Consider the following 25,757-nt stretch of genomic DNA (forward strand, 5'->3'; position numbering starts at 1 on the left):
TTTCTTTGAAATGCCATGAAAAATATGCACTTTTTTGTAAAATCTGCAAAATAAAAGATGCTGTTACGTGTTAGCGAATTACTTACTCTCAATAATAACTGTGATACAGAAGTGTATTATCATTGTTGATTAATCATCACTTACATATACTCAACCCATCTTGTTATTAAAGGAGAAGTGCATGTTGAGATTTTTTTCTATCGAGCAGGGGGTGATCAGAGAGTTAGAGCCTTCATCCGATACTTCTCTTGAAGCATCAATCAGAAATGCACACTGGATTGACACAATCAACCCAACGGAAGATGAGCGAAATACGCTCGCAAAAACGCTCAATATAACTTTTCCTGAGTCAGGGGATGTGCAAGAGATTGAAGCTTCATCGCGATGTTTTATCGACAATGAAGGCTTGCATGTGCACGCATTGTTTATGTCGCCCAATGAAGGACGTTTTAATACGGTAACAGTGGCCTGTTTACTTCAGGATAACTGTTTGCTGACCATTCGCGATGACGAGCTGGCTGACTTTCGATTGTTACGCTTAAGAGCACGTAAAGGTCAAGTAATGTGTGATACGCCAAAACAGTTATTGGTTACATTATTCGATCAAAAAGTCGAAAACCATGCTGATATGCTCGAGGATATGCATCATCAGTTAGAGAAGCTCAGTGCATATGTACTAGAAGAAGATGACTCTGATCTAGAAGAAGCGGTCAGTCGTATCGCGCGTTTAGAGGATGCGAATGGGAAAGTGCGTTTGTGTTTAATGGATACGCGGCGCAATATTTCGTTTTTAATACGTCGTTTAGGTGTACAAAATGAGGATCGCGAATCACTACGAGAAATTGTACTTGATATAGATACGCTAATGTCTCACTGTACCTTTTTGTTTGATAAGGTGAACTTTTTGATGGATTCAACACAAGGTTTTATTAACATTGAACAAAATCAAATTATCAAAACCTTCTCTATTGCTTCGGTGGTTTTTTTACCACCTACTGTAGTCGCCAGTGTATATGGGATGAACTTTAATATAATGCCTGAGCTGCAATGGGAATGGGGTTACCCATTTGCAATTGGCATTATGTTGCTATCGGGCTTTGCCCCTTATTTATTTTTTAAACACAAAGGCTGGCTGTAGTGTGTGCCAAGGACTACTTGGCATACACGATTACACGAGTTTATATTCATTTTATACGGATAGCGGTCTTATTATCACCTTGCATTAAGATAATAAAGCGGCCGCTAGGCGTACAAAGTCTGACGAGGTAAGTATACCCACGAGTTTATTTTTTTCAGTGATCACAGGCATGCAACCATGGCGGTTATCAACAAAAAACCGAGCAACATCTTGCAGTGGTTGGGTTGCTAGTACAGTGGTAAAATCGGTTGCCATAATAGTGTGTATTTTCGTTTGTTTTTCCTTTCGTTCAAGTGCGCTAGGGCTGTAATTAGCCATAATATTCATCACTTGGGCAATCATGATTTTTTGTGTCAACATACCCACTAGTTCGCCATTGTGATCAATTACCGGAATATGGCGGATATTTTTTTCCTTCATTAGATTATGTGCGTCGTGTAGGGTGTTTTCTGCACTTACGGCATATGGATCTGATGTCATTAAATCTGCAACTGTTTGGCTTATTTTGGCTCCTGTTAAATTACTAACCAGAACTTTGGTTAAAAAGGTTTACTAAAATAGCTACTGGAGATAGATGGATTATCCAGAGCTCATATTATTATTTATTCTAGCCTGGTTTTTTCTTATTGCACTTTATCAAGATCAAGGCTTTGTATTTTGTATAGAAATAGTTTTTAGCTTGGCCATCCATAGCCATTGAGGATAGATTTATTATCCGAAGCTCAGATTATTTATCTTTATGCGAAAAATTATCCCTGAGTGTACCAACCCAGCTTGAAAATTTATGCATCGCCGAGCTGCCTTTGCCCAGTAGCTCATGCATTTCTGCTTCAAAATGGATTTGTTCTTTACTACTTGGCTCTGGTAATGGCGGTAAAATATGAGCAAAGTAGGTTTTATCAAGCAGGCGGTGTAATAACCGCTCGCCAATAAAGGGCTTGCCGCTGTTGAGCGCTCTAGCTCCTTTAATTAGGTTACGAATATCATATTGGGTTGGGCTAATGTCGGGCACTTGTTTAGGGATATTAAGTAACTTATATACCCCAATACGTGCTGTACGAATAGAGGCTTCCATCGTGAATATAATATCGTTGTGGGTTTCAACAAATTGACCAATCAAACCTAAGTTTGTACAACCTTCAGGAACTGAGGTGGGTCTGTCACCAGCTGCACGAGTCATAAATTGAGCTGTGATATAAGGCATTAGCGCTGTACGTATCTTGGTATTGGCAATGATTTCATCAAGCTGCTGTTCAATGCCCAAATGGTAGCAAAGCTCCGTAATTATTTCTTCACCGCTACATTGTGGCATTGTTTTAACGATACGATTACCTTGTTTGTCCATTAATAAACCATAGACCCAAAGTACTAACGTATCATCGGGTTGATCTGGAAAATGAGGTTGGCGGTTACATGTTACACTCAATAGCCAGTTAGAGTCTGTAAAAGTAATAATGCCGCCAGTTACCGTGCGACCAGAGTAAGGATCGTTTACTGATAATGTCTTTAGCTTATCTATAAGTGGGGATGGCTTGCAAGTCAGTGTGGCTGACTCCCACATAGACTTATCAATATCGCCATAAAATTTTTCGGGTTTACCAAAAACAGCTGATTTCTTCGCGAGGTTTTTCCATAAATTCCACCCGCTATTTTCGCCGGGATCGTGTTTTTCACAGTTCAGCTCGGGCACATTTTGCATGTCACCATAAGCGGTATGCTCTGTCATTGAACCCGTTAGTGCATAAACTAAATCGTCTGGAGCAACGTTAATATGCTGTGCTTGACCTTTTATAGTGGCATGGATCCCCGTTACGGTTTTTTTATTACCGGTAAATGTTATATCCAGATCGTTTACACGGCTTGCAAATTGAAAATTCACGCCTTTGTCTCGTAATAAATTAGCAAGCGGTTTAATAAAGGTATCGTATTGATTATATTTCGGAAAAAGTAAAACAGACATGTCGGCAAAGCCATCAATAGAATCAAGAAAGCGATGCAAATACAGTTTAGTTTCTAACAAGCTATGACAATTTTTAAAGGCAAACATAGTACGAAATAAAAACCAAAAATTGCTTTGTAAAAAACCTTTGCTGAAATAGTCTTCAATGCTGAGATCGTCAAGCTCTTCTTTGCGCTTGAGCATTAAACGGATCAGCTCCCATTGCTGGGCTTTATTCAGGCCAAAGTCACTTGCATCGAGTATCTCACCGCATTTATTTATTAAACGGGCTTGTGAGTAATTAGCGTCGTTATCATTAATTAAACGGTACTCATCAAGCACAGAATAGCCTTCGGGCAGTTCAACAGCGGGAACGTCTTGAAACAGATCCCACAAGGTGTCGTAATTCCAGTTCATTTCACGGCCACCACGAATAATATAGCCGTCATCAGGGTTACCCGCGCCATCCATTGAACCGCCTTCAATATCCATTTCTTCCAAAATGGTAATATTTTCAGCGCTCATATGGCCATCACGGATAAGATAAAATGCCGCTGCTAGGCCACCAATACCTCCACCAATGATCCAAGCATTACGTTTTTCTATACCGGGTGTAGGCAGCGTTTTATGACGTGCATAAGGAGCAATAAAATCATGAGGGGGCAAGGTATTAAGTGGTTTATTGCCCCAAAAATCAGCCGTTGCGTCAGCTTCATGTTGGAAATTACTTGCTGCGGTTGCAGAAATATTAAACTTCGCTATTGCTTTATTCGTCATTAGCCATCCCTCTTCATGAATATAGATAAGTGTCAGTACTGTTTGCAAGTCTCTCCATAATTGCACGAGGCAAGCATAGTCATGTTGCAGTAGATCAAAGTTTTAGTTCGCGAGGGGGTTTATAAGTTAGCTGCTGGAAATTGATTTGTTATCCGAAATTGAGGTTAACAATGGCAACTTAACCAAGTTGCCATTGTTAAGGCGTTTATTTTTTTTATTACTCACAGCATACTAAAAAGTACCGAGGCGACTAACAATACAGCCATAAAAATATTGAATGCTCGTAGGCGCTTGCGATCTTTTAGCCATACTTGTAGCTTTTGTCCGACTAACGTCCATGAGCAGACACAGGGTAAATTAACTATACCGAAAATAAGACCTACAAGTACCACTGCACCAATTCCTTTGGATGGGGCATAAACACTCACTGCACTTAATGCCATAGTCCAGGCTTTCGGGTTAACCCATTGAAATAAAGATGCTTGTACAAAAGAAAAAGGTCTAGTATCGCTATTTTTAGCACCGATAGGAGTTTTATTACTGGCAATTTTATAAGCAAGATAAAGCAAATAAGCCATGCAAAGCACTTTTAATAGCTGGTAACTCCATGGAACAAAGTCAAATAATTGCATGACACCTAAACCAACCAATACGAGCATGATCACAAAGCCAATTGTTACGCCGAGTAAATGTGGCAATGAACGTTTAAAACCAAAGTTAGCGCCTGAGTTCATTAACATCAGGTTGTTAGGACCTGGGGTGATGGAAGATACAAGTGCAAATAATGCTAATGCTGATACCAATTCAATATTCATTTATAGTTGCTCAGTTGATAATGATTGTGCAATTATATTCTGTATGGCTCGCAATTTTTACGCTTATTAATCTATTCAAAATTTACTTTAGCAACTTAATATGAAAAAAGATCGAATTAACGACAGGATATTGCAAGAATTAAAGCGCAGTGGTCGAATTGCCAACGCTGAACTTGCTGATTTGGTTGGTTTATCCCCATCAGCATGCTTGCGCCGTGTACAAGAGTTAGAAAAAGCAGGTGTGATCAAAGGCTATCGAGCAGTTATTAATAATCAAGCGTTTGGACTTGGTTTTGTCGCGTATGTGGGGGTGGGTTTAAATGAGCACTCTACGAAATCACAACGAGCTTTTGAACAAGCACTTGAGTTTATTGATGAAGTTAAAGAGTGCCATAATGTCACAGGAGCATTTGAATATTTACTTAGAGTAGAAACCGCTGATATTAAGTCTTATAAAGCATTCCATGCTGATGTTTTAGGATCAATCCCACAGGTACGAACGATCACTTCGCATGTAGTGATGGACTCACCAAAAGATGAGCGGGCGTAAAGTAGTTGGATAATCTATCTTATTAATAGTTGAGGTTAATAGAGCCTTGCTCGCAAAGCTCAAAATTAAGGCGAATTAATTAAATATTATCTTTCATAGTAGTTACATGCGCCTTTAGTTGAATAACCATTTGGGCTTGCTTTATACCATCCAGATCCAGGGCTGGCTTGAGCACACATCCTATAACCATTTACTTTACTTGCATATACATACCATGGATCAGTAGCGGCAGATGCATTAGATGCTATTGCTGTAAATATAAAAGTTGCAAGCAATAAAGTGGTGTTAATTAATTTCATATCATCATCCTTATTTATAATTTAATATATTGATTTTAAATGAGTATTAAATTTAAAACCAATGGTGTACCGATATTAGCACTGTGTATTGTTTGCGTAAAGGGTTCTTTAAAAGCATGTGTTATGAAAAAATTTAGGTGTAGGGAATTTGCACATAAAGGGATTTTCATTTTAATAAGTATGCTGGCGTTATTTATGTTGCTTCGATTTAACATTAGGACATATTAAGGTAAGTTTTTGATAAACTTGTAGCCACATAGAAGTCACAGGCAATAGTCAGCTTTTTATGTGAAGAAGAGCCATTTTATTGTTAGAATGGCTCTTCTTTAGTTAAGAACTATAGTAACTATCATCGCTGATACGCAGTGCCATACAATCGCTGTGGCCGTTTATAATCATGCTTTTATCAACGCGTACGCCAGCACCGGCGTATTTACCTGCTGCGGTAAAACTACATATTTGCACAAAGTAATCAGCTACTTTAGGAAGGGCAAATAACTGCTGGTATATTTGCTCTTGAGAGGCAAAATGACCCGTTGTTTTTTCTATTACGTGTTGTTGTTCATCAACGAGTTGAATATTTGCACCGCATCGACCAACAATCGGTTTAACGACATAGCCTGTTTGCAATAGCTCATCATTTAAATCAAATGCAGTATTGAGTAAAAACGGATGATTTGGAAATAAACTCCACAGTACTGGCAAAATTGCTTTATTACTGGGTATTAATGTCCATAGCGGCTCAAAAACCATCACATTTTTACGAAGTAATACATCGACCAAGCGTGGGGTTTTACCAGATTGCCAGTGCGGCTCAAAATCATCGCTTTGGGATTGATCTGCCTCACACTCTAGTCTTATTTGATCAAGAGCGGTTTCCCATGACCATGTTTTCCAAACGTAACTGAGTTTTTCGCCATCAGCATCAACAATATTGCCCGCTGCGTCCCAGTGTAAATCAGTCAAACCAATGATTACTTTGCACTCAAAACCAGCGGCTTCAATGGCTTCTTTCATAAACAATGCATGGTAATGTTCTTCTGGCTCATCATCTTGCAATATATGGACAAGGCCGTTTACTTCACTTTTTCGCCATGCCCTTACTAAATCTTTAAATAAATCATGGCCGGCATCAATGCCCGTTTTAACACCAAAGTGTTTGGCCCATTTACCTTGTACTTTGCCACTTTCCATATAGCACGATGCTGAATCGCAGTTGTATTCATAGACTTTCAAGCCTGCGGGAGTTAATGCAAAATCAAATCGACTGGTGATCAGTTGATTTAAGCGATTATCCCAGGATTGGCGGATCTTATTGAGCACCGCATCGGGTAAATTAAACTTTTTTAATAGCTCAGGATGCTGCAGTACATAGTCTGTTGCATGCATAAACAAGCCATGTAATTCATTGGTAGCATGTTCAATAGTTTGTTGAGCGGTTTTTGAAATTGTAAAATAATGATGTTGATCAGCATTAACTGAAGTCAATTTATGCCCATGCATCATCTCTACGTAGGCTGCTTCATCGTCATTGGCAATGTTAAGCCATGACTTAGTGGCTTGCCCATAATCAGTGGCATATTGGGCTTTTATGGCAAACAGATCAGTGCTTATTTCAGGCGTCGGTTCACTAAATTCGCTGTGCTCAGTTTGTGTCATCCAGCCTAAAATAGTGGCGTCACTGTAAGAGCACTCAATCCAGTAGTCACCTTCTTTTGTGACTTTCGCTTTGAGTTCGCGACACCACTGTTGATCTTGCGGCCATAGCTGATGGGCCACGTTTTGTTCAGCAAGACGAATTTTATCCTGATGTACTTCAACCACCACCGCAACATGGCCAGTTTCTTCAAATTCACCGCCTTCTTCCCAAATGAGTAAACTTCCTACCACTGGGTGGTGTTTTGCACCATTACGAAATGCTTGTAAAGGCAACCTGGTTTGATTGTTTATGTCACGCACTGAGCGTAGCTCAAAAATATCGTAAGCCATTGCAACATCATCAAAAATATAGCCATGATTGAGATACATCCAGCGTCGCGCAAATTCAACACATTGCCATTTATAGCCCATGTAAATACCATCGAGGTAACTACGATAGGCGCTACGGTTAGGATAAATTGTTTCGTCAGCTGTATCGTAATCAGACGAATAAACAGCAACATTACCAGGCGCATAACCTAATAATTCACCAAACTGACTGACAGGAACGCGGGATTTGATAGACAAAGTAATTCAAAATTAAGGAGTGATAATTTGCAGACTATAGGAGTGAATAAGGCCGATAGCAAGATAATAAATATAATCTTTCAGGCATTTTATATGTTGCTGCTAGATGCGTTAACCAACCGTTATTGCGTATTACAAAGAGCTCATTAATCACTTAATTATCATTTAGTTGATTTACGTCTTTATTGTCCCCATATTAACTAAAAACAGTCATTAAAGGGAAGTTATGCGTCATTATCCATTATATAAAATTGATGAAAAATGTTTACGTCGCTTAGGTCAGGGAGTTTTAAAAACTTATAATTTAAATAAAATTATAGGTTTAGATACTGAAAAAGCAATCGCTAAAGAGTGTGAAGACTTACTTGCGCTGAATGAAGATTGTAATGCAGAGCATTTTGCCGAGCTTCGTCAAAGGCGGGCAATTAGTGACAGCGTGCCAGATGATGATCTATACGCGCAAGTTGTAGAAGCTGATGATGGTAGCTTATTTATAGTCAGTGTTTGTCGTAATGATGATGACGAGACTATGTTTGAAGTGTTTAGTGAGCATCCGTTATCAGAACCATTACTTGCACAGCTGGTCCGCTATATTAGTAAGGTATTTTGCTGGTGTACGCCTAGATATATTTGTATATGGCCAGCACCAGGATCAATACCAGCCAAACAACTGCTAAGTTTGGCCGGTAGCCGCGCTGTTGATTCATTGTTAGCAGCACAAGATCCTAAACTGACTGTTGATGAATTACTCTGTGCAGATATTGCATTGCAGCCGTTTGAACTTGATAAAGATTGGCCTTGGTATGAGCGTGACTATACTCAGTTTTTAATGCAGCATCCTGAAATGGCAACAATAGTACCAATTAGCGAAAAAGACGATATCAGCGAAGCTATTGCAGCCGGATTGTGCAGCGCGGCGTTTTATAGAGGTAAGCCACTGGGTATGATAATGGCTGAGTCGAGCGATGAGCTAGGGTTTAACGGTTTACTAATCAGTGATATTTTTATTACTGGGCAATTTAGAGGACAGGGCTTTGCATCCCCAATGCAGCGTTTATATTATCAACAGCATATGCAAGATTTTGAATTTTTCTTTGGCTACATTCATGCTGATAATAAACCTTCGTATAACAATGCACTTAAACAAGGACGAGAGTTGCTGCGCCAAGAAGTGTACCTTCCTGCGCATTTATTCTTATAGTTGTTTTGCTATTAATTTCAAAAAAATTAATCAGCTAGAGTAAAAACTTGGTGTTGTCTTGTGGCAATATAGTGGTAATTAAGCTAGCCTTTTTATGGTTATTAGTTTTATTAAGTATGATATGAAGCCTAAACGTTTGACTCGTTATTTGCCGCTTAATTCATTAGTTATGTGCTTGGCAGCTTTGCCAAGTTTTTCATATAGTAATGAGCAAGATACTAACCTATTTGAGATCCCGCTTGAGAGCCTACTTAACATTGAAGTTGTGAGCCCGTCACAAACCGTAAAAAAGATAAGCCAAGCGCCGAATATTATTAGCTCAGTTAACGCCACTCAAATTGCAAGTATGGGCGCGCGAACGCTATCAGATATATTGAAAATGTTGCCTGGCGTACAAATACTGTCGCGGCGAAATGGCCGAGACATGGTGTGGATCCGAGGCATTCCATCAGGTCGAAACAGCAAAGTAATGTTAACTATTGATGGCGTACCTCAGCGGGAAGGCTTAGTTGGAGGCTGGTCTTCTGATGAACAGATACAAATAAATAATATTGAGCGAATAGAAGTTATCCGCGGACCAGGATCTGCATTATATGGTGGTGATGCATATTCAGGTTTGATTTCTATTTTTACGAAAGCAAAAGCGCCTGAACGAACTCGCATCTCAGCAGGGGTTGCCAGTTACGACCGTCAATCAGCTACTATCAATACGGGGAAAGAGTTTGCGGGCGGAACATTTGTTTTGTCAGGGCGACTCTTAGATAGCAAAGGCTATCCTCAACAATATGACCGCAACGGTTTTGCATCAACACATGATAATAATGTTGATGCTAAAAGTCTGGGAGTGTCTTTACGCAATGAACAGTGGCAATTTGCTATAAATTATGATGATTACACGACAGAGTATCCTCATTATTCGTCAAATCAATATAAATCTCAACGCTATCAAACACTCAGTGCGCACATTCAAAATAAACTTAGCTTTGATAAATTATCGATAGAAAATCAATTGTATACCTACAAGGTGAAGCGCTACTTTGAGCGCACGATTACCGATCTGCAGGGCAATATTGATTTTTATTCTGACTCAGACTTGGATTCCACATCAAATGGTGTGCGCAGTCAGTGGAGTTACGCGTTTAATCCAAATCACCATGCTATTTTGGGGCTGACCTTTCAACAACGTCAAGTTGGTGAATATCATGAGACGATAAAAAAACAAAACGCGGTAGAAGTTAATGAGTATGAATCAAGGGTGATTCGAGATGGTGACTTAACACCATCAAGCCATAACCGAGCTATTTACTTTCAACAAGAATCACTATTTTTTGAGCAACGCTTAGGATTGACGGTTGGTGTGCGGGTTGATGACTACCCTGAGTTCAGCTCAGAAACTTCTCCGCGGATTGCTGTGACTTATCAAGGTAATGAACAGTGGTCTGGTAAATTGATATGGGGAACGGCTTTTCGAGCGCCTACTTTTTTACAGCAATATGAAGTGCGCAGTGACAATAATATATCAGGAAATCCAAATCTAAATCCTGAACAAATAGAGACATTTGAAGGTGAGTGGGTTTATCATTTTTCAGCTAATAATAATATTACTCTGCGCGGGTTTAGCAGTTACTTGAGTGAGTTTATTCAGTCTGTAAATGGTAAGCCTTACGAAAATAGCAGTGAGCAATTACACGTTCCTGGATATGAAGTTGAGTGGAATAATCAATATTATGCAGATTGGTCTCACTTTAACCGCATTAGTACTTCATTTAATTATACCCGAGTTAATTCAGAGCAAGCGTCATTGGCAAAAGATACATTAAATTGGCTGCTGTTTATGGAGGATGAGCAATTTTCATTTTATGCGGGAATTAATTACCTTAGTCGGCGTAACCAAAGCCTAAGCTATCATACCAGTGTAAAAGTGCCAGAAATTGCACAACGAGATAATAAAGGTAGCTACTGGACTTTGGATGCTCACTTGAGTTATCGCCCTAGTAAGCAAAGTGCGTGGCAATGGACTATTGGTGTAAAAAATATGTTTGATAAACAGCATTATAACCCTACCTATGCGCCAGATAGCTACTATGACGTAAGGAAAGAGCCACAAAGTTATGAAATGAGTGTGGCATTGTCATTTTAATAGGATGACCTGCTAGGTTATTTAAAACAGTTAATGCAAAGCGGGTTATCAAGGTGCTTTTTAAATTCAATGTTTGCTGATAGCCATGTTGAAGGCTAACTTGCTTGTATGGTCCTGGGCAACACTTGTCCTGCGAATAGATATAAATATTGACTTCATCCAATATAGAATATTGCAATATCTCTCCTAAATATGCACAACTTTAGGTCTAAAAATAAATCCTAACAGAGGTAATAGTTAACTTTAGAGCGAAGTTTTTTAATTTGTTGAAATAGTTTTCCTCTTTCGTCGGTCTTTGCATGTGGGCACTAATAATAATAATCATTTCAAGAGGTCGTGAGTAGGATGACTAAAGTTAAACGCAGTAGGTTGGGTATGCCAGCGATACTTTATCGAGGTAGCTTATTACTAGGGTCGATGGCTGTTTTTGCAACGGCGACACTTTATTTTGCAGGCGCATTTAATCGTGATGCAGTAACAGCACAAAAATTTGTTGATTTGCAGCAAGGTGACACACCACATGCCGGTTTTCGTCGTGCGCATGCTAAGGGTATGTGTATAACGGGTAATTTTGAATCAACAGGGGCACTATCTTCTTACTCGGTCGCAGAGGTGTTTAAAAAGGGCAGTACGCCATTTTATGGGCGTTTCTCAATTGCAGGTAATAATCCAACCGCGCCAGATTTAAAAGCACCGGTGCGCAGTCTAGCATTTGCAGTAAACAGTGGCACAGTCGATGAATGGCGTGTTGCTATGAATACGCCTCCTGTAATGGCAGTTGCTACACCTGAGGCATTTTTTCAGCAATTGCAGGCATTATCACCGGATCCTATAACAAAACAACGAGACCCAGAAAAAATAACAGCGTTCTTTAAAGCACATCCAGAAAGTAAAGCATTTAATGATTGGAAAGCTGACTATGTGCCTGCCAATAGTTTTGCCGCTGAACGTTATCATAGTATCAATGCGTTTTATTTACATAATGAGCTAGGTGATAAACAAGCTGTGCGTTGGGTTGCGCGTCCGCACAAAGCGACAAATAATGCTGCGCTGCTCGATACGTCATCGGCCAACGCACTTCAACAAGAGTTGGCATCACGTTTAGATCAAAACGCTGTTAAATTTGATTTAATTTTTACCTTAGCGGCGTCTAATGATGATGAGAATAATCCAACCATACCGTGGCCCTCAGATAGACAGACGGTAAATGCTGGCACATTATCAATCGTTTCTTGGCACAACCAAGAAAACGCAGCCTGTGGCGACGCAAACTTTGATCCGTTGGTGTTACCGCAGGGCATGAGTGCGACAGCCGATCCGATTTTACGTGCGCGTGGTGCCGCGTATGCGCAGTCCTATCGTCGTCGTGCAAAAGAAACATTGTTAGGTGCTAAAGTTAGCGCAACAAACGGAGGTGAATAATGTCAGCAAATAAGGGTTACTCAGCAGGCAGTCGGTTATTACACTGGGTGATGGCGCTGATGTTAATATCGATGCTATTTTTAGGGTTATCAATGGTACAAAGCTTGGCCGTTTGGCAGGTTGAGGCTGTTACCTTACATAAATCTACTGGTATTTTAGCGCTCATTTTAGTTGTGCTGAGATTAATAAATAAAGTGCGCAGTTGCACGCCTACTTTACCCACTGAGTTACCTAGGTTGCAGCGGTTTGCAGCTCATATCACTCACTTTGGGCTTTATTGCGCGATGATACTGATGCCGCTATCTGGCTGGTTAATGCAAAATGCGGACGGGCGTGTGGTGCAGTTTTTTGGGTTATTTCAGTTACCTAATTTGCTTGACGCTGATATTAAATACTTTGCATTTTTCCGAGAAATGCATGGCATTGTAGCTTGGTTGTTTTTAGCAATGATTTTTATGCACATCAGTGCCGCGCTTTATCATGGTTTAATCAAACGTGATGGCGTTATGAGCGCAATGCTGACAGGCAAAAAGTAGCTGTAATAAAGCTCACTTAGGTATTCATTCCAAGAAAAAGGCCAGTTTTACTGGCCTTTATGCATTTTAGTTTATTCATAGCTGCGGGCTTTTTTGGTTTTAATTACGGCAATATAGCCGTGCCAGCTGGCATAGCTAAGTAGTGGCATAATCACTATAAAACCAGTAGCACCAGTGACAAAACCAAGGGCTACGAGTATAAAAATACATGCAGACCAAACAATCATCGCTGAAAAGTTGGTTTTAACGGCATTCATTGAAGACATAACCGCGGTCATTATATCGACCCGTCTTTCCATCATAATTTGTGGAGTAAATGCTGAAATAGCAAATACAGTAACCAGCAAAATTCCGCCGATAATGGTACCTAAAGTTAAAAAAGCGGAGAGTTCTTCAAATGTAGGATTAGCATGACTGGGGTAAAGTGCATGAACTATCGCTGCCAGTCGCATCCATATAATCATTATTACCATCAGTAAAATTGCAAATCCCCATTCACCGACCGGATTTCTGAACATTGATTTTAGAGAATGGCTAAGTGTTGGTGTGTGGCCTTTTTCTAGCTCCCAAGCAACATCATAGAGACCGACCGCAAATACTGGGCCGATCAGAGCAAATGCGACACTGGCTGGTAAAACAACTAAGTAGCTGTCAGTGAACACCGCGAAATAGACAATTGCCAGCGGGATCAGAGTGAAAACAATCCCATAAATCAAGCTTAAAATAGGGGCGCTGGCCATATCTTTAAAGGCCAGTGCCAGCCAATGAAATGCTGCAAAAGTGCTGACCTTATTGCACTCTAAACAGCGCGCAAATTCGGAGTGTTTATCTATTGTGTTTGTTGACGGCATAAGGAACTTCCTCTAAAGGCTACTCTTAAGGTTTAGAACATTTGGCCGCTATTTACAAATTTTCAATTAAGCTTTTTATGCCTCATAAGTGGGGGGAGTATCCTATTTAATGGGATATCAATTTTGACTTTGTTGAATGAGTAAAAGTAATTCTGCGGTTGCGCTGGCATCAGCGAGTGCTCGGTGATGGCTTATTAGGTTTAAGTCAAAATGCGCACTGAGGTTACCTAAAGAGTATGATTTTAAACCAGCAAACGCTTTGCGAGATTCAACCACAGTACATAATTTTGGCATTTTAAAGTGGATACCCGCCATTTCACATTCTTTACGAATAAAGCCGTAATCAAAGTTTACATTGTGAGCCACAAAAATAGTGCCTTTTAGTTTATTAAGTAAAGTCTCAGCTATTTCAGTAAAGCGTGGTGCAGTTGCTACCATTGCGTCATTAATACCTGTTAAAGACACTATAAACTTAGGAATGCGCATTTGCGGGTTGATAAGTGTTGACCAAGTATCAATTACTTTGCCGTGTTGCATTTTGACTATGCCAATTTCGGTGATCCGATTGCCGCCCTTTAAACTACCGGTGGTTTCAATATCGACCACGCTGTAAATACGATTGGGATCATTAACCCATTTTACGGCCGCAATGTGTACATTGAATCCAGTACTTTTTAGGCAATCAATCGTTGTTAACTGATTACGTCTTAATTTATCACCTGGGGCTTTTACTTCTTCAAAATGGAGTTTATTAGCATTTAGCACCATCAAATCAGGGTAACCATCTTTAAGCTGCATAAAGCGCATGGTCATATTCTTTAAGTGACTTTTTAGCGCTGCTAATGAGCTATTTAAAATCAGCACTTCTAATGGTCGTAATAGCTCGCTATGCCAGCGAAACAGCCCATTAGCTTGCTCAAAATAACGGGCGGCACTTTTACAAACGTGTTTTAGTAAATCATCCGGTGTTTGCCAGTTTGCTAGTAGTGCTTCAATTTGTTGGTGTTGGGTATGATAAAAGCAGTCGGTTCTCAATGATTGTGGAAACATATCAAACTCATTGCAAGGTGGGGTGGGAGTATCTATATAAAGCTCGCGCCAAAAAACTAAACCAAAAAGGCTCTGCCAAAGCGTATTTTCGGTATAAAAAACAGTTAACCCTTGTTGAGTGTAGTGTTCTGTAACACCTTGCTCTACATCGTTTCGATAAACTTCATCAATTTCAATAACACATTGCGTATCGGCGAGCATTGCACTTAAGCGAGAGCGAGTTTGCTTGTTAAATTTACGCATTAAAAAGTCATCAGCAAAATACAGTAAATCATCAGTGAGCGGATCTTCGATGATGGTTTCAAGCTGGATTTTTACCCACTCTTTATTACCTTGGCGGTATTGCTCGCGTATTTGTAATTCAGTTGCTTCAGCGCTATTTTCACAGGCATTTAAAAGTGTAAAACACAGCTCAATATTATATTTTTTTAGTTGTTGGTGAAGTCGTAAAAGGAGCTTGTTTTTAAGGTTGACTGCTAATGTACCTTCGGCCGGTTGATTAATAAGCTCAATAGCTAAAGCTTGATATTCGTCATCACTTTGCGCGCTTTTAAATGCCATGCGATAACGATTTAGCGCGTAGTTAGATTGCGCCTCTTCACGTGTATCAAAGCGAGCTAAACTTACTGTATGGTTTTCTCGTGTGGTTCTTAGGCCCAAATCACGCAGTACAAAGCTATTTTGATGGTTAATATCACCAGTGCTTAAGCGGCCTATGTATAGAAATTCAAAGTATTCATACACAGCAAAGCGGTTATTAATAACAAACTGGTTATAAAGGCAGGTTAAATGTTCCGGCTTAGTAGCAAAAAAATCGCAAGTCTGTGCTACTAATTGCGCTTTAGTAACGCTTTTTTTAATACTAGGTTGGATATCGAAAGGCGCAAGTAGTGCTAGCAATGCGGGTTTAGTTAGATGTGCGAGTACGTGTTGATAGTCAGTGTAATTTGGATGACTAATGAGCTGTGCTGTTTTTAGCTCTTCGAGTGCCAGTGCAGGGCTGTCTATTTCATTATAATTAAGTGTGGTGATTGCTACGAGTAAAGGTTTACGAGAATAAATGCGTGCCAGCATGCACTGGCCTTGCTCAGTAAGTCGGTTTGCTTTATTAATGAAATCGACGTGTTTTTGCTCTAATAAGTGTCTGCATTGAGTGTCGATAAATGTTATTAGCTCTTTAAAGTGGGCTAAATAATATTTTTCGGGTAATTCTTTTTTCATAACACACACCGTAACTGTATAAAAAAACAGTATCTAGCATTTGCTTTAAGTAATCAAGAGTCGGTTAGTTGTTTTAGAATATCAGCCATAACTTGATTGTTATATTGATGGACGATGCGTTGACTCTTAAAAAGCTGTGGTAATTCAATTAACAAAACGACGATGATTAAAAATACGCCAAAGCTATAAATAGTGAGTATGCCAATTAGCATCAGCGTTAAATTCACCGCACCACGTTGAAATCTACCTAAGTAAAAGTGGTGTAAACCTGCGGCAAAAAACCAATTCAGTACCGCATAAGTATCAGGGTCTTTAACGAGACGCTTTTCTTGCTGGTAAAATAGTTTACGCTGTTCAGGGGACAATGCATTTACTTCTGAACGAAGCTGCTCTTCTTGAGCATTTAGTTGTTCTGATGTCATGGCATTAATAAGCCTTAAGGAAGTGGATCGGATTTTACGGTTACACAGTCGGGGTTATTGCAACGCCGTATTCTTTTTACGCCAATAAACAGACCTTTCACTAGCCCATATTTAGTAATTGCTTGATGAGTAAACTCTGAGCAGGAAGGACTGAAATTACAACTAATATTAAAATGTGCCTTAGCGCCGCCATTTTTTTGATAGCGGCGAATTGCACTAAGCGTCATTGCTTTAAGCACGGTTTCTGCCTAACGTTAAGATCACAGCTTCGCGTGACCAAAATAGCAAAAAACGTTTGCTTTCGATAACCTGAAATACCAGTTGCCAGCCATTTTGTGCTTCATCATTAAGTGTTGCTTCTAGCCTTTTAAGTGGTAACCCGCTCGAACCTAGCAGCAATGTGCCACAGCCACCTTCAACAACATGCAATACTTTATATTCATTAAAATTAGACATCGAGTTTCCTATAGTTTGTTTTTTTTGATAGATAATTCTGTGATTTTAAAAGTGACACCTGAGACTAACCAGATATGATTTTCAACCTAATATAGCTGATTTTTGTATCATTTACTTAAAAAACAGCTGTTTTTCAATTTTTTTCGCAACTTTTTTCTAAGCCGATTTATCAACGCTAGTACAGTTACTTAGGGTCACTTAGCTCTCTTCATTTTAGCCTATTCACAGTTTGTCAACCTTGAATTATCAGTTCCATTACTTTAACCTTTATTTTTATTGAACGTTCAATTAATAAAAATATGCCTAAAGTTGGAATGGAACCTGTCCGTCGTCAGCAGCTAATTGACGCTACTATTAGTTCGGTTGCTGAATTTGGCTTACAAGCAACAACCATTAATAGTATCAGTAAAAAAGCAGGATTATCGTCGGGCATTATTAGTCATTATTTTGGTGGTAAGCAGGGCTTGATAGAAGCCACTGTGCGTTATTTATTAACCAATCTAAAACACGAGCTGATCAAACAAGTAACGCCAACAACGACCCCTGAGCAAAGGTTAATGCTGATAATAGAAGCTAACTTTGCCAGATTACAACAGCGCAGCGATACCACTAAAACTTGGTTAAGCTTTTGGGCGCAATCGATGCACGATGTTCAGTTGCATCGCTTACAGAACGTAAATAGCCGACGACTTCTTAGTAATTTAGTCAGCTCATTTAAACAATTGATGGGTGATGATGAAGCCAAACTTGCAGCGCAATTATGTGCGGCAATGATCGATGGCTTATGGTTAAGAGCGGTACTAAGTAAGTCTGATCAAGATCAATTTGCACATTGTGAACAGCTAGCAAAAAACTTTGTATGTTCACTTATCAAACAGTATGGAGCTTAATGTGACAACACCTGTTTATCAAAACTTTATCAATGGTCACTTTTTAAAAAATCAAAGTGGCGAAACATTTGCAGTTAAAAACCCAGCAACAGATGACGTAATTTATTATGTAGAAGTGGCAGATGCGTTTATTCAAAATGCGGCTATTCAAAGTGCTAAACAAGGATTTGCTGCATGGTCAACTATGAGTCCGATTGAACGTAGTCGTATCTTACTAAAAGCGGTTGCATTATTGCGCGAGCGTAATGATTTACTTGCAAAAATAGAAGTGCTAGATACCGGTAAACCATGGCAAGAAGCCGAGTGTGTTGATGTGCAAACTGGCGCTGATGTAATCGAGTATTTTGCAGGGCTAGCACCTGCCCAAGTTGGCCAGCAGCAAATGGTTGGCGAAGATTTTTATTATACCCGTAAAGAGCCATTAGGGATTTGTGCCGGAATCGGTGCGTGGAACTACCCGCTGCAAATCGCTTGTTGGAAATCAGGCCCAGCTTTGGCTGCCGGAAATGCATTTATTTTTAAACCTTCTGAAGAAACGCCACTTGGCGCAATTAAGCTTGCCGAAATATTCATCGAAGCGGGTGTACCTGCAGGCGTGTTCAACGTGGTGCAAGGTGCAGCAGAAGTTGGCCAGTGGTTAACACAATCAGCTGATATTGAGAAAGTATCGTTTACCGGCGAAGTAGGCACAGGTAAAAAAGTAGTTGCTAGTGCTGCGGGTTCATTAAAAGATGTCACCATGGAACTTGGTGGTAAATCACCACTGCTAGTATTTGATGATGCCGATATTTCACAGGCAGTAAGTGCTGCAATGTTAGGTAATTTTTATACGCAAGGTGAAATTTGCACTAACTGCACCCGTATTTATGTTCACAAAAATGTTTATCAGCAATTTATTGATGAGCTTAAAACACGCACTGAAGAAAATATTATAGCGGGCGATCCACTCGATCCTAACGTTAACTTTGGCGCATTAATTTCCAAAAAGCATCAACAATTAGTGATGAGCTATATCGATAAAGGCATCAGCGAAGGTGCAACGTTATTAACGGGTGGTAAAACGCTTAGCCCAGCCTCTGCACCAAACGGTTACTTTGTTGCACCAACGGTATTTATTGATTGCACTGATGATATGACGATCGTCAAAGAAGAAATCTTTGGTCCCGTAATGAGCGTATTAACGTTTGATGACGAAGATGATGTAATTCACCGTGCTAACGATACTCACTTAGGCCTTGCTGCAGGCGTGTTTACCAAAGATATTAAGCGCGCACACCGTGTTATTCATCAGCTGCAAGCAGGCATTTGTTGGATCAACAGCTACGGCAATTCGCCAGCAGAAATGCCTGTGGGCGGTTATAAGCAGTCAGGTATCGGTCGTGAAAATGGTATTGAAACACTTGATCATTACACCCAAACTAAATCGATTTATGTCGGTATGACTAATATAGAGAGCCCATTTTAATGACTGCACTAACGTATGATTACATCATAGTGGGTGCAGGGTCGGCAGGCTGTGTACTGGCTAATCGTTTATCCGAAGATAGCAGCAACCGCGTTTTATTATTAGAGACTGGCGGCAGCGATAAAAGCATTTTTATTAAAATGCCTACCGCGCTATCAATTCCGATGAATTCAGATAAATACGCGTGGCAGTTTCATAGTGAAGCTGAACCGTATCTAGATGATCGTCAAATGCACTGCCCGCGTGGTAAAGTGTTAGGTGGCTCATCATCTATCAATGGCATGGTGTATGTACGTGGCCATGCTAAAGACTTTGATGAATGGCAACAACATGGTGCACAAGGGTGGGATTATCAATCCTGTTTACCGTATTTTCAAAAAGCAGAATCATTCTATTTAGGTAAAAACGACTATCGTGGTGATAGCGGCCCTTTGGGTGTGAACAACGGTAATGAAATGGCGAACCCGCTTTATAAAGCCTTTATCAAAGCGGGCCAGCAAGCCGGATATGCAGCCACTGACGATTATAACGCAGCGCAGCAAGAGGGTTTTGGTCCAATGCACATGACCGTTAAAGACGGTGTGCGCAGCTCTGCAAGTCGTGAATATTTAGACCCAGTGAAGTCACGTAAAAACTTAGTTATTGTTACTGGTGCGTTGGCTGAAAAGGTGTTGCTTGAAGGCAAAAAAGCCGTTGGTGTGCAGTACAAAGTTAATGGCGATATTGTTAAAGCAAAGGCCAGTAAAGACGTTATTTTAAGTGCCGGTCCGATTGGTTCACCGCATTTATTGCAACTTTCGGGTATTGGCGACAGCGAAATACTTAAAGCAGTTGGTATCGAGGTTAAGCACCATTTACCCGGAGTTGGGCAAAACCTGCAAGATCACTTGGAGTTTTATTTCCAGTATAAGTGTAAGCAGCCAATTACCTTAAACGGCAAGCTTGGCCTTATTTCAAAGGGCCTTATTGGCGCGCGTTGGTTATTAAACCGCAGTGGCCTTGGGGCGACTAATCATTTTGAATCTTGTGCATTTATTCGCTCAAAACCGGGGGTTGAGTGGCCTGATATTCAATATCACTTTTTACCTGCGGCAATTCGTTATGACGGTAAAAGTGCTTTTGATGGCCATGGTTTTCAAGTCCATGTAGGGCATAACAAGCCTAAAAGCCGCGGTGCAGTAACGATTAAATCGGCTGATCCAACGGTTGCACCTAAGATCCAATTTAACTATTTACAGCATCAAGATGATATTGAAGGGTTTAGAGCCTGTGTGCGTTTAACGCGTGAAATCATTGAGCAAAGTGCGTTTGATGATTACCGCGATGGCGAAATCCAACCAGGTAAAGAGATTCAAACTGATGAACAAATAGATGCTTTTGTACGTCAGGCAGTTGAGAGTGCTTACCATCCTTCATGTTCATGCAAAATGGGTGAAGATGAACTGGCAGTAGTAAACTCAAACACTCAAGTACATGGCATTGAGGGACTGCATGTGGTGGATTCATCAATCTTCCCAACGGTTCCTAACGGAAATTTAAATGCGCCAACCATTATGGTGGCAGAAAAAGCGGCTGACTTAATTTTAGGTAAGCCACCACTTAGTAAATCGCAAGCAAAGGTTGCCATCGATTCACAATGGCAAACTGTGCAGCGTAGTTCGGAGATTTAATAAAGTCACCTGCAGCATACTTTGTGCTGTGGGGCTTGCAGTGGCGCGCATCATAAGTTGTTTGTGGTGCGTTAATGCGAGGCTAAAAACACGGAGACGTAATGATGTATTTTCATTTATTTTGGGGAGGGAATTATGACCTTATGGCTTAGCGCAGGCATTATTTTCACCCTACTAGCAATTGTTGCAATTTTAGTAAAATGGGGCAATGTAAAGTGTGTTGGCGTCACACCGGTAAGAACATTTACCTTTATCGCCATCTTATTTACATCAGGCTTAGATGTTGGCTTGATCATGTTTCCACTCACTGAGTTTGCAGGTTATGCAGACATAAAAGCAAGCCCAGAGTACGCGTTTGCCAATCCACTAGCTATCGAGTTTGGTTATTGGGGCTTTCTGATCTGGGGATTCTATTTCCTTACGTGCTTTTATTTCTGTGTAATAGAACCTAAAGTGAAATTTTTCGAAATTCCTTGGGTTAAATTAATCAATAACGTAGTTATTATTGGTACTTGTGCCTTCACCGCTTTCTTATTGCTCTCTAACCTACCTTGGTATTTACCTAGTCTTGGTGATGGTGAGTCGATTATTCCGTCATTTTATTTAATTGTATTCGCAGCTATTTGCTTTGCGGTGTATTCAAGCACCGATATTAAATATGTACGTTTTCTAAGTATTTCAACTACCTGGTTATTTATAGCGCTAATTGGTTTTATGTGGTTTGGCGCATTTATGGGCGAAAATGGCCAAGTGTCAGATTTTACAAATAATTTAACGTTAATTGGTAGTTACTTTGGCAATATTAATCAGTTTGTACTGCCACTCAATGATTACCATGAGTTTTATTTATTTTGGTGGTTTGCGTGGAGTATTATGATTGGTCAATTCACATCGCGTTTTGTCGGTGGATTAAAAACCTATCAAGTATTGGGGGCAATGTTAATTTTCCCTTCAATCCCAATCGCAATTTGGTTTGGCGTGCTTTATCAGTATCACGAAGCAGGTATTGCTACGCAAGGGATCAAAAATATTGCAATGGTATTTGTTGGCGTAGTGTTTGTGATCAACTCGCTTGATTCACTGATCCGTTTATACACCGACAATATGGGTATGACGGTTAAACGTTTAGGTAAATTTAAATATATTGCGCTAAATGTTGTCGCTCTTTCATTATTAACCCTATTATTTAAGCAGAACTTTCTACAAATCCAGTGGGTCGGGGTGTTAGTGATTGGTTTGTTCTTTGCGTGTGCAGCCTATATTGCCTATAGCAAAGTTAAAACTGTGAGTAACATTGATAGTTCGCCGAAAGACAACAAAATTGACTACACAAAAATTGAATCAGCTAGCTAGATATTAGCTTATACAGTAGCGAAGGAATTAACATGACAACACAAAAAACATTATTAGCAGTCGCATTACCGTTTGCACTTTTTTCAACCTCAGTATTGGCTGATTGGTCAGCAACCGTAACCGGTGCATCAGATTATACCTTTAATGGTGTGAGCCAAACGCAAAACGACCCAGCGTTACAAGGTAGCCTTGATTATTCATTTGGCGAGTCAGGCATGTATGCTGGCACGTGGGCGTCAAACGTTGACTTTGGTGACGACACAAATATTGAATGGGATGCTTACTTCGGTCGCTATGCGCAGTTAAATGAAGCGCTCAGTATTGATTACGGCCTTGCGTATTACAGTTACCATGGGCGAAGCAACTCAAGCGATGGTAACTACTTTGAAGCTTACACTAAATTTGGTTACGCAAGTGAGTTAGGGCAAACAGAGCTTAACTTTTGGTATAGCTGGGATTATTTTGGTACCGGCGCAGGTCATGTGATTTCTATGGTTGCACACACTATTGAACTTGCACCTAATCACGCACTGCGTGCCAGCTTTGATATTTCAAATTCACTCGATGGCGATAAGTTTGCATGGGATACCGATGGTAAATCGTATAACCACTATCGTCTTGCTTATCAAACAAGTTTAGCGGGTTTTGACATTGAGGTAGCGGGCGAGAACACCAGCCTAGATATTGATACTGCAGATGAGCGTATTGTATTGTCGATAGGCCGTACATTCTCACTATAATTACAGTGCTAGGCAATACTTTTTACATGCGCGGCATAAAGCCGCGCATTATATCTATAAGTCATAGATGATTCGTTATCATTTGTTACATAGAAAATAAACTATGTATTGATTAATCGGTGAAACATATAAGGCCATTGTTAAACCGTAAATTTAGCTATTCGTTGTTGCGCTTATCAGTGTTACGCAGCGAGATTTATAATGTCTCGCTGTACTCAGTCATGATCTGTTCAACCCAGTTAGCGATACGCTCATCACTGTGTTCGTATTGGCTGTCTTCATCAAGGGCTAAACCAACGAAGTGTTTGCCATCTTCGGTGAGTGCCTTAGAGGCTTCAAACTCATACGTGCTGTCGTTCGGCCACAATCCTAATAAAGTATATTGTTGGCTACTTATTTCATCATGTAACATACCAAGTGCATCTTGAAACCATTGACCATAACCTTGTTGATCGCCCATGCCAAATAAAGCGATGGTTTTGCCATTGAGATCAACATCTTTAATGTCGTCCCAAATCGACTCCCAATCTTCTTGTAACTCGCCAAAATCCCATGTGGAGATACCAAAGATGATAAAGTCGTAATTTTCTGCATTTTTTAATGGTTCATCTTTGATGTTATGCAGGCTGACAATGTCTTGACCGATAATATCGCGAATTTTTTCTGCTGCTATTTCTGTATAGCATGTGGTAGAACCATAAAATAAACCAATTTGCATCGTATTTATCACTGTGTATTTGCCTGATATGATAGGCTGAAGTTTACCGTAAGGTATTATTAATTGATACCTTGATAACTATGAGAATAACTGTGACCACGTTACCTGATCATGAGTCATTAGACTCAGCCATTACAGATCACGACGAACTACTCGGTAATAGCGATTATCTTGAATCTTTTTTAGATAACCTCTATTTAGAACAACACGTAAGCGATAACACTTTATCTGCGTATCGCAGCGACTTGGATAAATTTTGCCACTTTTTAAAAGGTCAAGATTTGCTCACCGTGAGTGGCCAAGATATTGAAAGCTATTTAGCGCATCGTGTTGATTTAGGTTTAAAGCCTCGCAGTACGGCGCGCAGTATTAGCGCGTTAAAGCGCTTTTACCAATACTTTGTGCGTGAAAAACACATTACTGATTCGCCAATGGTAAATATTGCTCAGCCTAAAGCGGGCCTATCATTGCCGAAAACGTTGTCAGAAAATGAAGTAGAAGCACTTTTGGCGGCGCCTAATGTTGAAGAGCCGATGGGCTTGCGCGACAAAGCTATGTTAGAGCTATTATATGCAACGGGTTTACGGGTTAGCGAGTTAGTTGGGTTGCGTATTGAACAAATTAATTTGCGCCAAGCGGTGGTGTTTGTTAAAGGTAAAGGTAATAAAGAGCGTTTGGTGCCGCTTGGCGAAGAGGCTATGTATTGGCTCGAGCAATTTTTAAAAGTGGGGCGCGCGCAAATGATCAAACATGCCACCGATTTTGTGTTTCCGTCAAAGCGTGGAGTCGGTATGACTCGACAAACTTTTTGGCATCGTATTAAACACTATGCTATTTTGGCAGCAGTTGAATCGCCTTTATCGCCCCATACGTTGCGCCATGCGTTCGCAACACACTTACTAAATCATGGTGCTGACCTAAGGGTTGTACAGATGATGTTAGGGCATAGTGATTTATCAACCACACAAATTTATACCCATGTAGCTAATGAACGGTTAAAATTGGTACATCAACAACATCATCCGCGCGCTTAGTGAGAATTTTTTCGTACTTCGGCGGTCTGAGTAGTTAAGAATTATCAGGATATAAGAGAACATTATGAAAAAGTTAGTATTAGCCGGTGCGATATTAGGCACCAGTATAAGTGCGTTTGCCAATGGCGTTGCAGCCATTCCTGATGCCAACGATCCAATCGTGACTAAGTTTGCAGAGCTAGGTGTTACTGTTAAGCAAATTAGCCCAAGCCCAGTGGCTGGTTTAAAAGAGTTGATCACTGATAAAGGCGTGCTGTATGCAAGCGCAGATGGTCAATACTTAATGCAAGGCACCTTGATTGATTTAAATAACCGTAACAATCTAACCGAGCAAGCGCTTAATGGCGTTCGTAAAGAAGGCCTAGCGCAATACGAAGACTCAATGATTGTTTACAAAGCTAAAAATGAGAAACATAGCATAACTGTGTTTACTGATATTAGCTGTGGTTATTGCCGTAAGTTACACCGCGAGCTTGATGATTTACTTGAAGCGGGTATTACCGTTAAGTATTTAGCGTTTCCACGTGGTGGTTTACAAGGCTCAGGCTATGCAGATCTAATGAATGTTTGGTGTGCTAAAGATCAACAAGAAGCAATGACAGCAGCAAAATCGGGCGCTGATACAAAAGTAATGGCCGGTTGTCATGCCCCAGTTGCAGAACATTATCAGCTTGGCCAAAGTTTTGGCATTAGCGGTACACCAGCAATTATTTTAGAAGATGGTACGATGATCCCAGGTTATCAGCCTGCGGCCGCATTAGCTGCTGCGTTAGACGCTAATAAATCGTCATAGTATTATGCTTTTTATAAAAAGGCCGTTAAGGCCTTTTTTTGTCTTTATTCC

General features: G+C 40.2%; 24 protein-coding genes. 13 read left to right on the forward strand and 11 right to left on the reverse strand.

What is annotated here, in order from left to right; translation table 11 throughout:
• Positions 1–181 precede the first annotated feature (181 nt).
• Complete coding sequence (gene corA / locus H5201_RS10640) at positions 182–1,138, forward strand: magnesium/cobalt transporter CorA (RefSeq protein ID WP_182717992.1); 957 nt, start codon at positions 182–184, stop codon at positions 1,136–1,138.
• 84 nt (positions 1,139–1,222) lie between these two features.
• Here the strand turns inward: corA and H5201_RS10645 are convergent, their stop codons facing one another.
• The 3 genes from H5201_RS10645 to H5201_RS10655 form a co-directional block, all read right to left on the reverse strand.
• On the reverse strand, positions 1,223–1,642 hold the full coding sequence (locus H5201_RS10645; RefSeq protein ID WP_182784576.1) for an HPP family protein: 420 nt from the start codon (positions 1,640–1,642) through the stop codon (positions 1,223–1,225).
• Between the two features lie 223 nt (positions 1,643–1,865).
• Complete coding sequence (locus tag H5201_RS10650; RefSeq protein WP_182717993.1) at positions 1,866–3,854, reverse strand: oleate hydratase; 1,989 nt, start codon at positions 3,852–3,854, stop codon at positions 1,866–1,868.
• 221 nt (positions 3,855–4,075) lie between these two features.
• Positions 4,076–4,669: a LysE family translocator gene (locus H5201_RS10655; protein ID WP_182760979.1), complete on the reverse strand. Its 594-nt coding sequence runs from the start codon at positions 4,667–4,669 to the stop codon at positions 4,076–4,078.
• A gap of 100 nt (positions 4,670–4,769) precedes the next feature.
• Here H5201_RS10655 and H5201_RS10660 point away from each other — a divergent pair, with 100 nt between their 5' ends.
• Complete coding sequence (locus H5201_RS10660; protein ID WP_149981764.1) at positions 4,770–5,219, forward strand: Lrp/AsnC family transcriptional regulator; 450 nt, start codon at positions 4,770–4,772, stop codon at positions 5,217–5,219.
• An 86-nt stretch (positions 5,220–5,305) separates the two neighbouring features.
• On the opposite strand, the gene H5201_RS10665 is transcribed toward H5201_RS10660, so the two are convergent.
• Together H5201_RS10665 and gss are read right to left on the reverse strand one after the other, a co-directional pair.
• Positions 5,306–5,518 (reverse strand): hypothetical protein, encoded by a 213-nt coding sequence (locus H5201_RS10665; RefSeq protein WP_149981763.1) that lies wholly within the window; start codon positions 5,516–5,518, stop codon positions 5,306–5,308.
• A gap of 330 nt (positions 5,519–5,848) precedes the next feature.
• The gene (gene gss, locus H5201_RS10670) at positions 5,849–7,738 is read right to left on the reverse strand and encodes a bifunctional glutathionylspermidine amidase/synthase (RefSeq protein WP_182718040.1); all 1,890 of its coding nucleotides are present in this window, start codon (positions 7,736–7,738) and stop codon (positions 5,849–5,851) included.
• A gap of 232 nt (positions 7,739–7,970) precedes the next feature.
• Here gss and H5201_RS10675 point away from each other — a divergent pair, with 232 nt between their 5' ends.
• From H5201_RS10675 to H5201_RS10690, 4 genes are all read left to right on the forward strand, one after another.
• Positions 7,971–8,945 (forward strand): hypothetical protein, encoded by a 975-nt coding sequence (locus H5201_RS10675; RefSeq protein WP_182717995.1) that lies wholly within the window; start codon positions 7,971–7,973, stop codon positions 8,943–8,945.
• 121 nt (positions 8,946–9,066) lie between these two features.
• Entirely contained in the window at positions 9,067–11,085 is a 2,019-nt protein-coding gene (locus tag H5201_RS10680) for a TonB-dependent siderophore receptor (RefSeq protein WP_182784551.1), read from the forward strand.
• Between the two features lie 375 nt (positions 11,086–11,460).
• On the forward strand, positions 11,461–12,507 hold the full coding sequence (locus H5201_RS10685; RefSeq protein ID WP_182784553.1) for a catalase family peroxidase: 1,047 nt from the start codon (positions 11,461–11,463) through the stop codon (positions 12,505–12,507).
• Positions 12,507–13,043, forward strand: a complete 537-nt coding sequence (locus tag H5201_RS10690) for a cytochrome b (RefSeq protein WP_182717998.1) — start codon at positions 12,507–12,509, stop codon at positions 13,041–13,043. The genes H5201_RS10685 and H5201_RS10690 overlap by 1 nt, the downstream gene beginning before the upstream one ends.
• 71 nt (positions 13,044–13,114) lie before the next feature.
• On the opposite strand, the gene H5201_RS10695 is transcribed toward H5201_RS10690, so the two are convergent.
• The 5 genes from H5201_RS10695 to H5201_RS10715 all read right to left on the reverse strand — a co-directional run bounded on the left by H5201_RS10695 (position 13,115) and on the right by H5201_RS10715 (position 17,043).
• Entirely contained in the window at positions 13,115–13,894 is a 780-nt protein-coding gene (locus tag H5201_RS10695; RefSeq protein ID WP_182717999.1) for a DUF2189 domain-containing protein, read from the reverse strand.
• 117 nt (positions 13,895–14,011) lie between these two features.
• The gene (locus tag H5201_RS10700) at positions 14,012–16,165 is read right to left on the reverse strand and encodes an exonuclease domain-containing protein (protein ID WP_182718000.1); all 2,154 of its coding nucleotides are present in this window, start codon (positions 16,163–16,165) and stop codon (positions 14,012–14,014) included.
• Positions 16,166–16,218: 53 nt separating this feature from the next.
• Complete coding sequence (locus tag H5201_RS10705; RefSeq protein ID WP_182718001.1) at positions 16,219–16,587, reverse strand: TM2 domain-containing protein; 369 nt, start codon at positions 16,585–16,587, stop codon at positions 16,219–16,221.
• Between the two features lie 14 nt (positions 16,588–16,601).
• Positions 16,602–16,814 (reverse strand): membrane protein insertion efficiency factor YidD, encoded by a 213-nt coding sequence (gene yidD / locus H5201_RS10710; protein ID WP_220491300.1) that lies wholly within the window; start codon positions 16,812–16,814, stop codon positions 16,602–16,604.
• Between the two features lie 4 nt (positions 16,815–16,818).
• Positions 16,819–17,043 (reverse strand): DUF4177 domain-containing protein, encoded by a 225-nt coding sequence (locus H5201_RS10715; RefSeq protein ID WP_145240804.1) that lies wholly within the window; start codon positions 17,041–17,043, stop codon positions 16,819–16,821.
• 299 nt (positions 17,044–17,342) lie between these two features.
• On the opposite strand from H5201_RS10715, the gene betI reads away from it, so the two are divergent.
• The 5 genes from betI (at position 17,343) to H5201_RS10740 (ending at position 23,161) form a co-directional block, all read left to right on the forward strand.
• Positions 17,343–17,933, forward strand: coding sequence for a transcriptional regulator BetI (betI, locus tag H5201_RS10720; RefSeq protein ID WP_145240806.1), 591 nt, complete (start codon positions 17,343–17,345; stop codon positions 17,931–17,933).
• Position 17,934: 1 nt separating this feature from the next.
• Entirely contained in the window at positions 17,935–19,398 is a 1,464-nt protein-coding gene (betB, locus tag H5201_RS10725; RefSeq protein WP_145240808.1) for a betaine-aldehyde dehydrogenase, read from the forward strand.
• Positions 19,398–21,068: a choline dehydrogenase gene (gene betA, locus H5201_RS10730; RefSeq protein WP_182760988.1), complete on the forward strand. Its 1,671-nt coding sequence runs from the start codon at positions 19,398–19,400 to the stop codon at positions 21,066–21,068. The genes betB and betA overlap by 1 nt, the downstream gene beginning before the upstream one ends.
• 135 nt (positions 21,069–21,203) lie before the next feature.
• A complete protein-coding gene (locus tag H5201_RS10735) occupies positions 21,204–22,421 on the forward strand; it encodes a BCCT family transporter (protein WP_149981751.1) in 1,218 nt (405 codons plus the stop codon).
• A gap of 32 nt (positions 22,422–22,453) precedes the next feature.
• Positions 22,454–23,161, forward strand: a complete 708-nt coding sequence (locus H5201_RS10740; protein ID WP_182784555.1) for a TorF family putative porin — start codon at positions 22,454–22,456, stop codon at positions 23,159–23,161.
• Between the two features lie 196 nt (positions 23,162–23,357).
• On the opposite strand, the gene fldB is transcribed toward H5201_RS10740, so the two are convergent.
• Positions 23,358–23,879: a flavodoxin FldB gene (gene fldB, locus H5201_RS10745; RefSeq protein WP_149981789.1), complete on the reverse strand. Its 522-nt coding sequence runs from the start codon at positions 23,877–23,879 to the stop codon at positions 23,358–23,360.
• Between the two features lie 80 nt (positions 23,880–23,959).
• Between fldB and xerD the strand changes: the two genes are divergently transcribed.
• Together xerD and dsbC are read left to right on the forward strand one after the other, a co-directional pair.
• Entirely contained in the window at positions 23,960–24,913 is a 954-nt protein-coding gene (xerD, locus tag H5201_RS10750; RefSeq protein WP_220491296.1) for a site-specific tyrosine recombinase XerD, read from the forward strand.
• Positions 24,914–24,977: 64 nt separating this feature from the next.
• The gene (gene dsbC, locus H5201_RS10755; RefSeq protein ID WP_145240834.1) at positions 24,978–25,706 is read left to right on the forward strand and encodes a bifunctional protein-disulfide isomerase/oxidoreductase DsbC; all 729 of its coding nucleotides are present in this window, start codon (positions 24,978–24,980) and stop codon (positions 25,704–25,706) included.
• Positions 25,707–25,757 lie beyond the last annotated feature (51 nt).

It is taken from the genome of Pseudoalteromonas sp. SG43-6 (assembly GCF_014164365.1).
In the GTDB taxonomy this organism is placed as follows: domain Bacteria; phylum Pseudomonadota; class Gammaproteobacteria; order Enterobacterales; family Alteromonadaceae; genus Pseudoalteromonas; species Pseudoalteromonas rhizosphaerae.

Excerpts from the sequence above, each read along its gene's own strand:
- corA (WP_182717992.1), top strand. The coding sequence starts at position 182 with ATGTTGAGATTTTTTTCTATCGAGCAGGGGGTGATCAGAGAGTTAGAG.
- H5201_RS10650 (WP_182717993.1), bottom strand. The coding sequence starts at position 3,854 with ATGACGAATAAAGCAATAGCGAAGTTTAATATTTCTGCAACCGCAGCA.
- H5201_RS10655 (WP_182760979.1), bottom strand. The coding sequence starts at position 4,669 with ATGAATATTGAATTGGTATCAGCATTAGCATTATTTGCACTTGTATCT.
- H5201_RS10660 (WP_149981764.1), top strand. The coding sequence starts at position 4,770 with ATGAAAAAAGATCGAATTAACGACAGGATATTGCAAGAATTAAAGCGC.
- H5201_RS10665 (WP_149981763.1), bottom strand. The coding sequence starts at position 5,518 with ATGAAATTAATTAACACCACTTTATTGCTTGCAACTTTTATATTTACA.
- H5201_RS10675 (WP_182717995.1), top strand. The coding sequence starts at position 7,971 with ATGCGTCATTATCCATTATATAAAATTGATGAAAAATGTTTACGTCGC.
- H5201_RS10680 (WP_182784551.1), top strand. The coding sequence starts at position 9,067 with ATGAAGCCTAAACGTTTGACTCGTTATTTGCCGCTTAATTCATTAGTT.
- H5201_RS10685 (WP_182784553.1), top strand. The coding sequence starts at position 11,461 with ATGCCAGCGATACTTTATCGAGGTAGCTTATTACTAGGGTCGATGGCT.
- H5201_RS10690 (WP_182717998.1), top strand. The coding sequence starts at position 12,507 with ATGTCAGCAAATAAGGGTTACTCAGCAGGCAGTCGGTTATTACACTGG.
- H5201_RS10695 (WP_182717999.1), bottom strand. The coding sequence starts at position 13,894 with ATGCCGTCAACAAACACAATAGATAAACACTCCGAATTTGCGCGCTGT.
- H5201_RS10700 (WP_182718000.1), bottom strand. The coding sequence starts at position 16,165 with ATGAAAAAAGAATTACCCGAAAAATATTATTTAGCCCACTTTAAAGAG.
- H5201_RS10705 (WP_182718001.1), bottom strand. The coding sequence starts at position 16,587 with ATGACATCAGAACAACTAAATGCTCAAGAAGAGCAGCTTCGTTCAGAA.
- yidD (WP_220491300.1), bottom strand. The coding sequence starts at position 16,814 with ATGACGCTTAGTGCAATTCGCCGCTATCAAAAAAATGGCGGCGCTAAG.
- H5201_RS10715 (WP_145240804.1), bottom strand. The coding sequence starts at position 17,043 with ATGTCTAATTTTAATGAATATAAAGTATTGCATGTTGTTGAAGGTGGC.
- betI (WP_145240806.1), top strand. The coding sequence starts at position 17,343 with ATGCCTAAAGTTGGAATGGAACCTGTCCGTCGTCAGCAGCTAATTGAC.
- betA (WP_182760988.1), top strand. The coding sequence starts at position 19,398 with ATGACTGCACTAACGTATGATTACATCATAGTGGGTGCAGGGTCGGCA.
- H5201_RS10735 (WP_149981751.1), top strand. The coding sequence starts at position 21,204 with ATGACCTTATGGCTTAGCGCAGGCATTATTTTCACCCTACTAGCAATT.
- H5201_RS10740 (WP_182784555.1), top strand. The coding sequence starts at position 22,454 with ATGACAACACAAAAAACATTATTAGCAGTCGCATTACCGTTTGCACTT.
- fldB (WP_149981789.1), bottom strand. The coding sequence starts at position 23,879 with ATGCAAATTGGTTTATTTTATGGTTCTACCACATGCTATACAGAAATA.
- xerD (WP_220491296.1), top strand. The coding sequence starts at position 23,960 with ATGAGAATAACTGTGACCACGTTACCTGATCATGAGTCATTAGACTCA.
- dsbC (WP_145240834.1), top strand. The coding sequence starts at position 24,978 with ATGAAAAAGTTAGTATTAGCCGGTGCGATATTAGGCACCAGTATAAGT.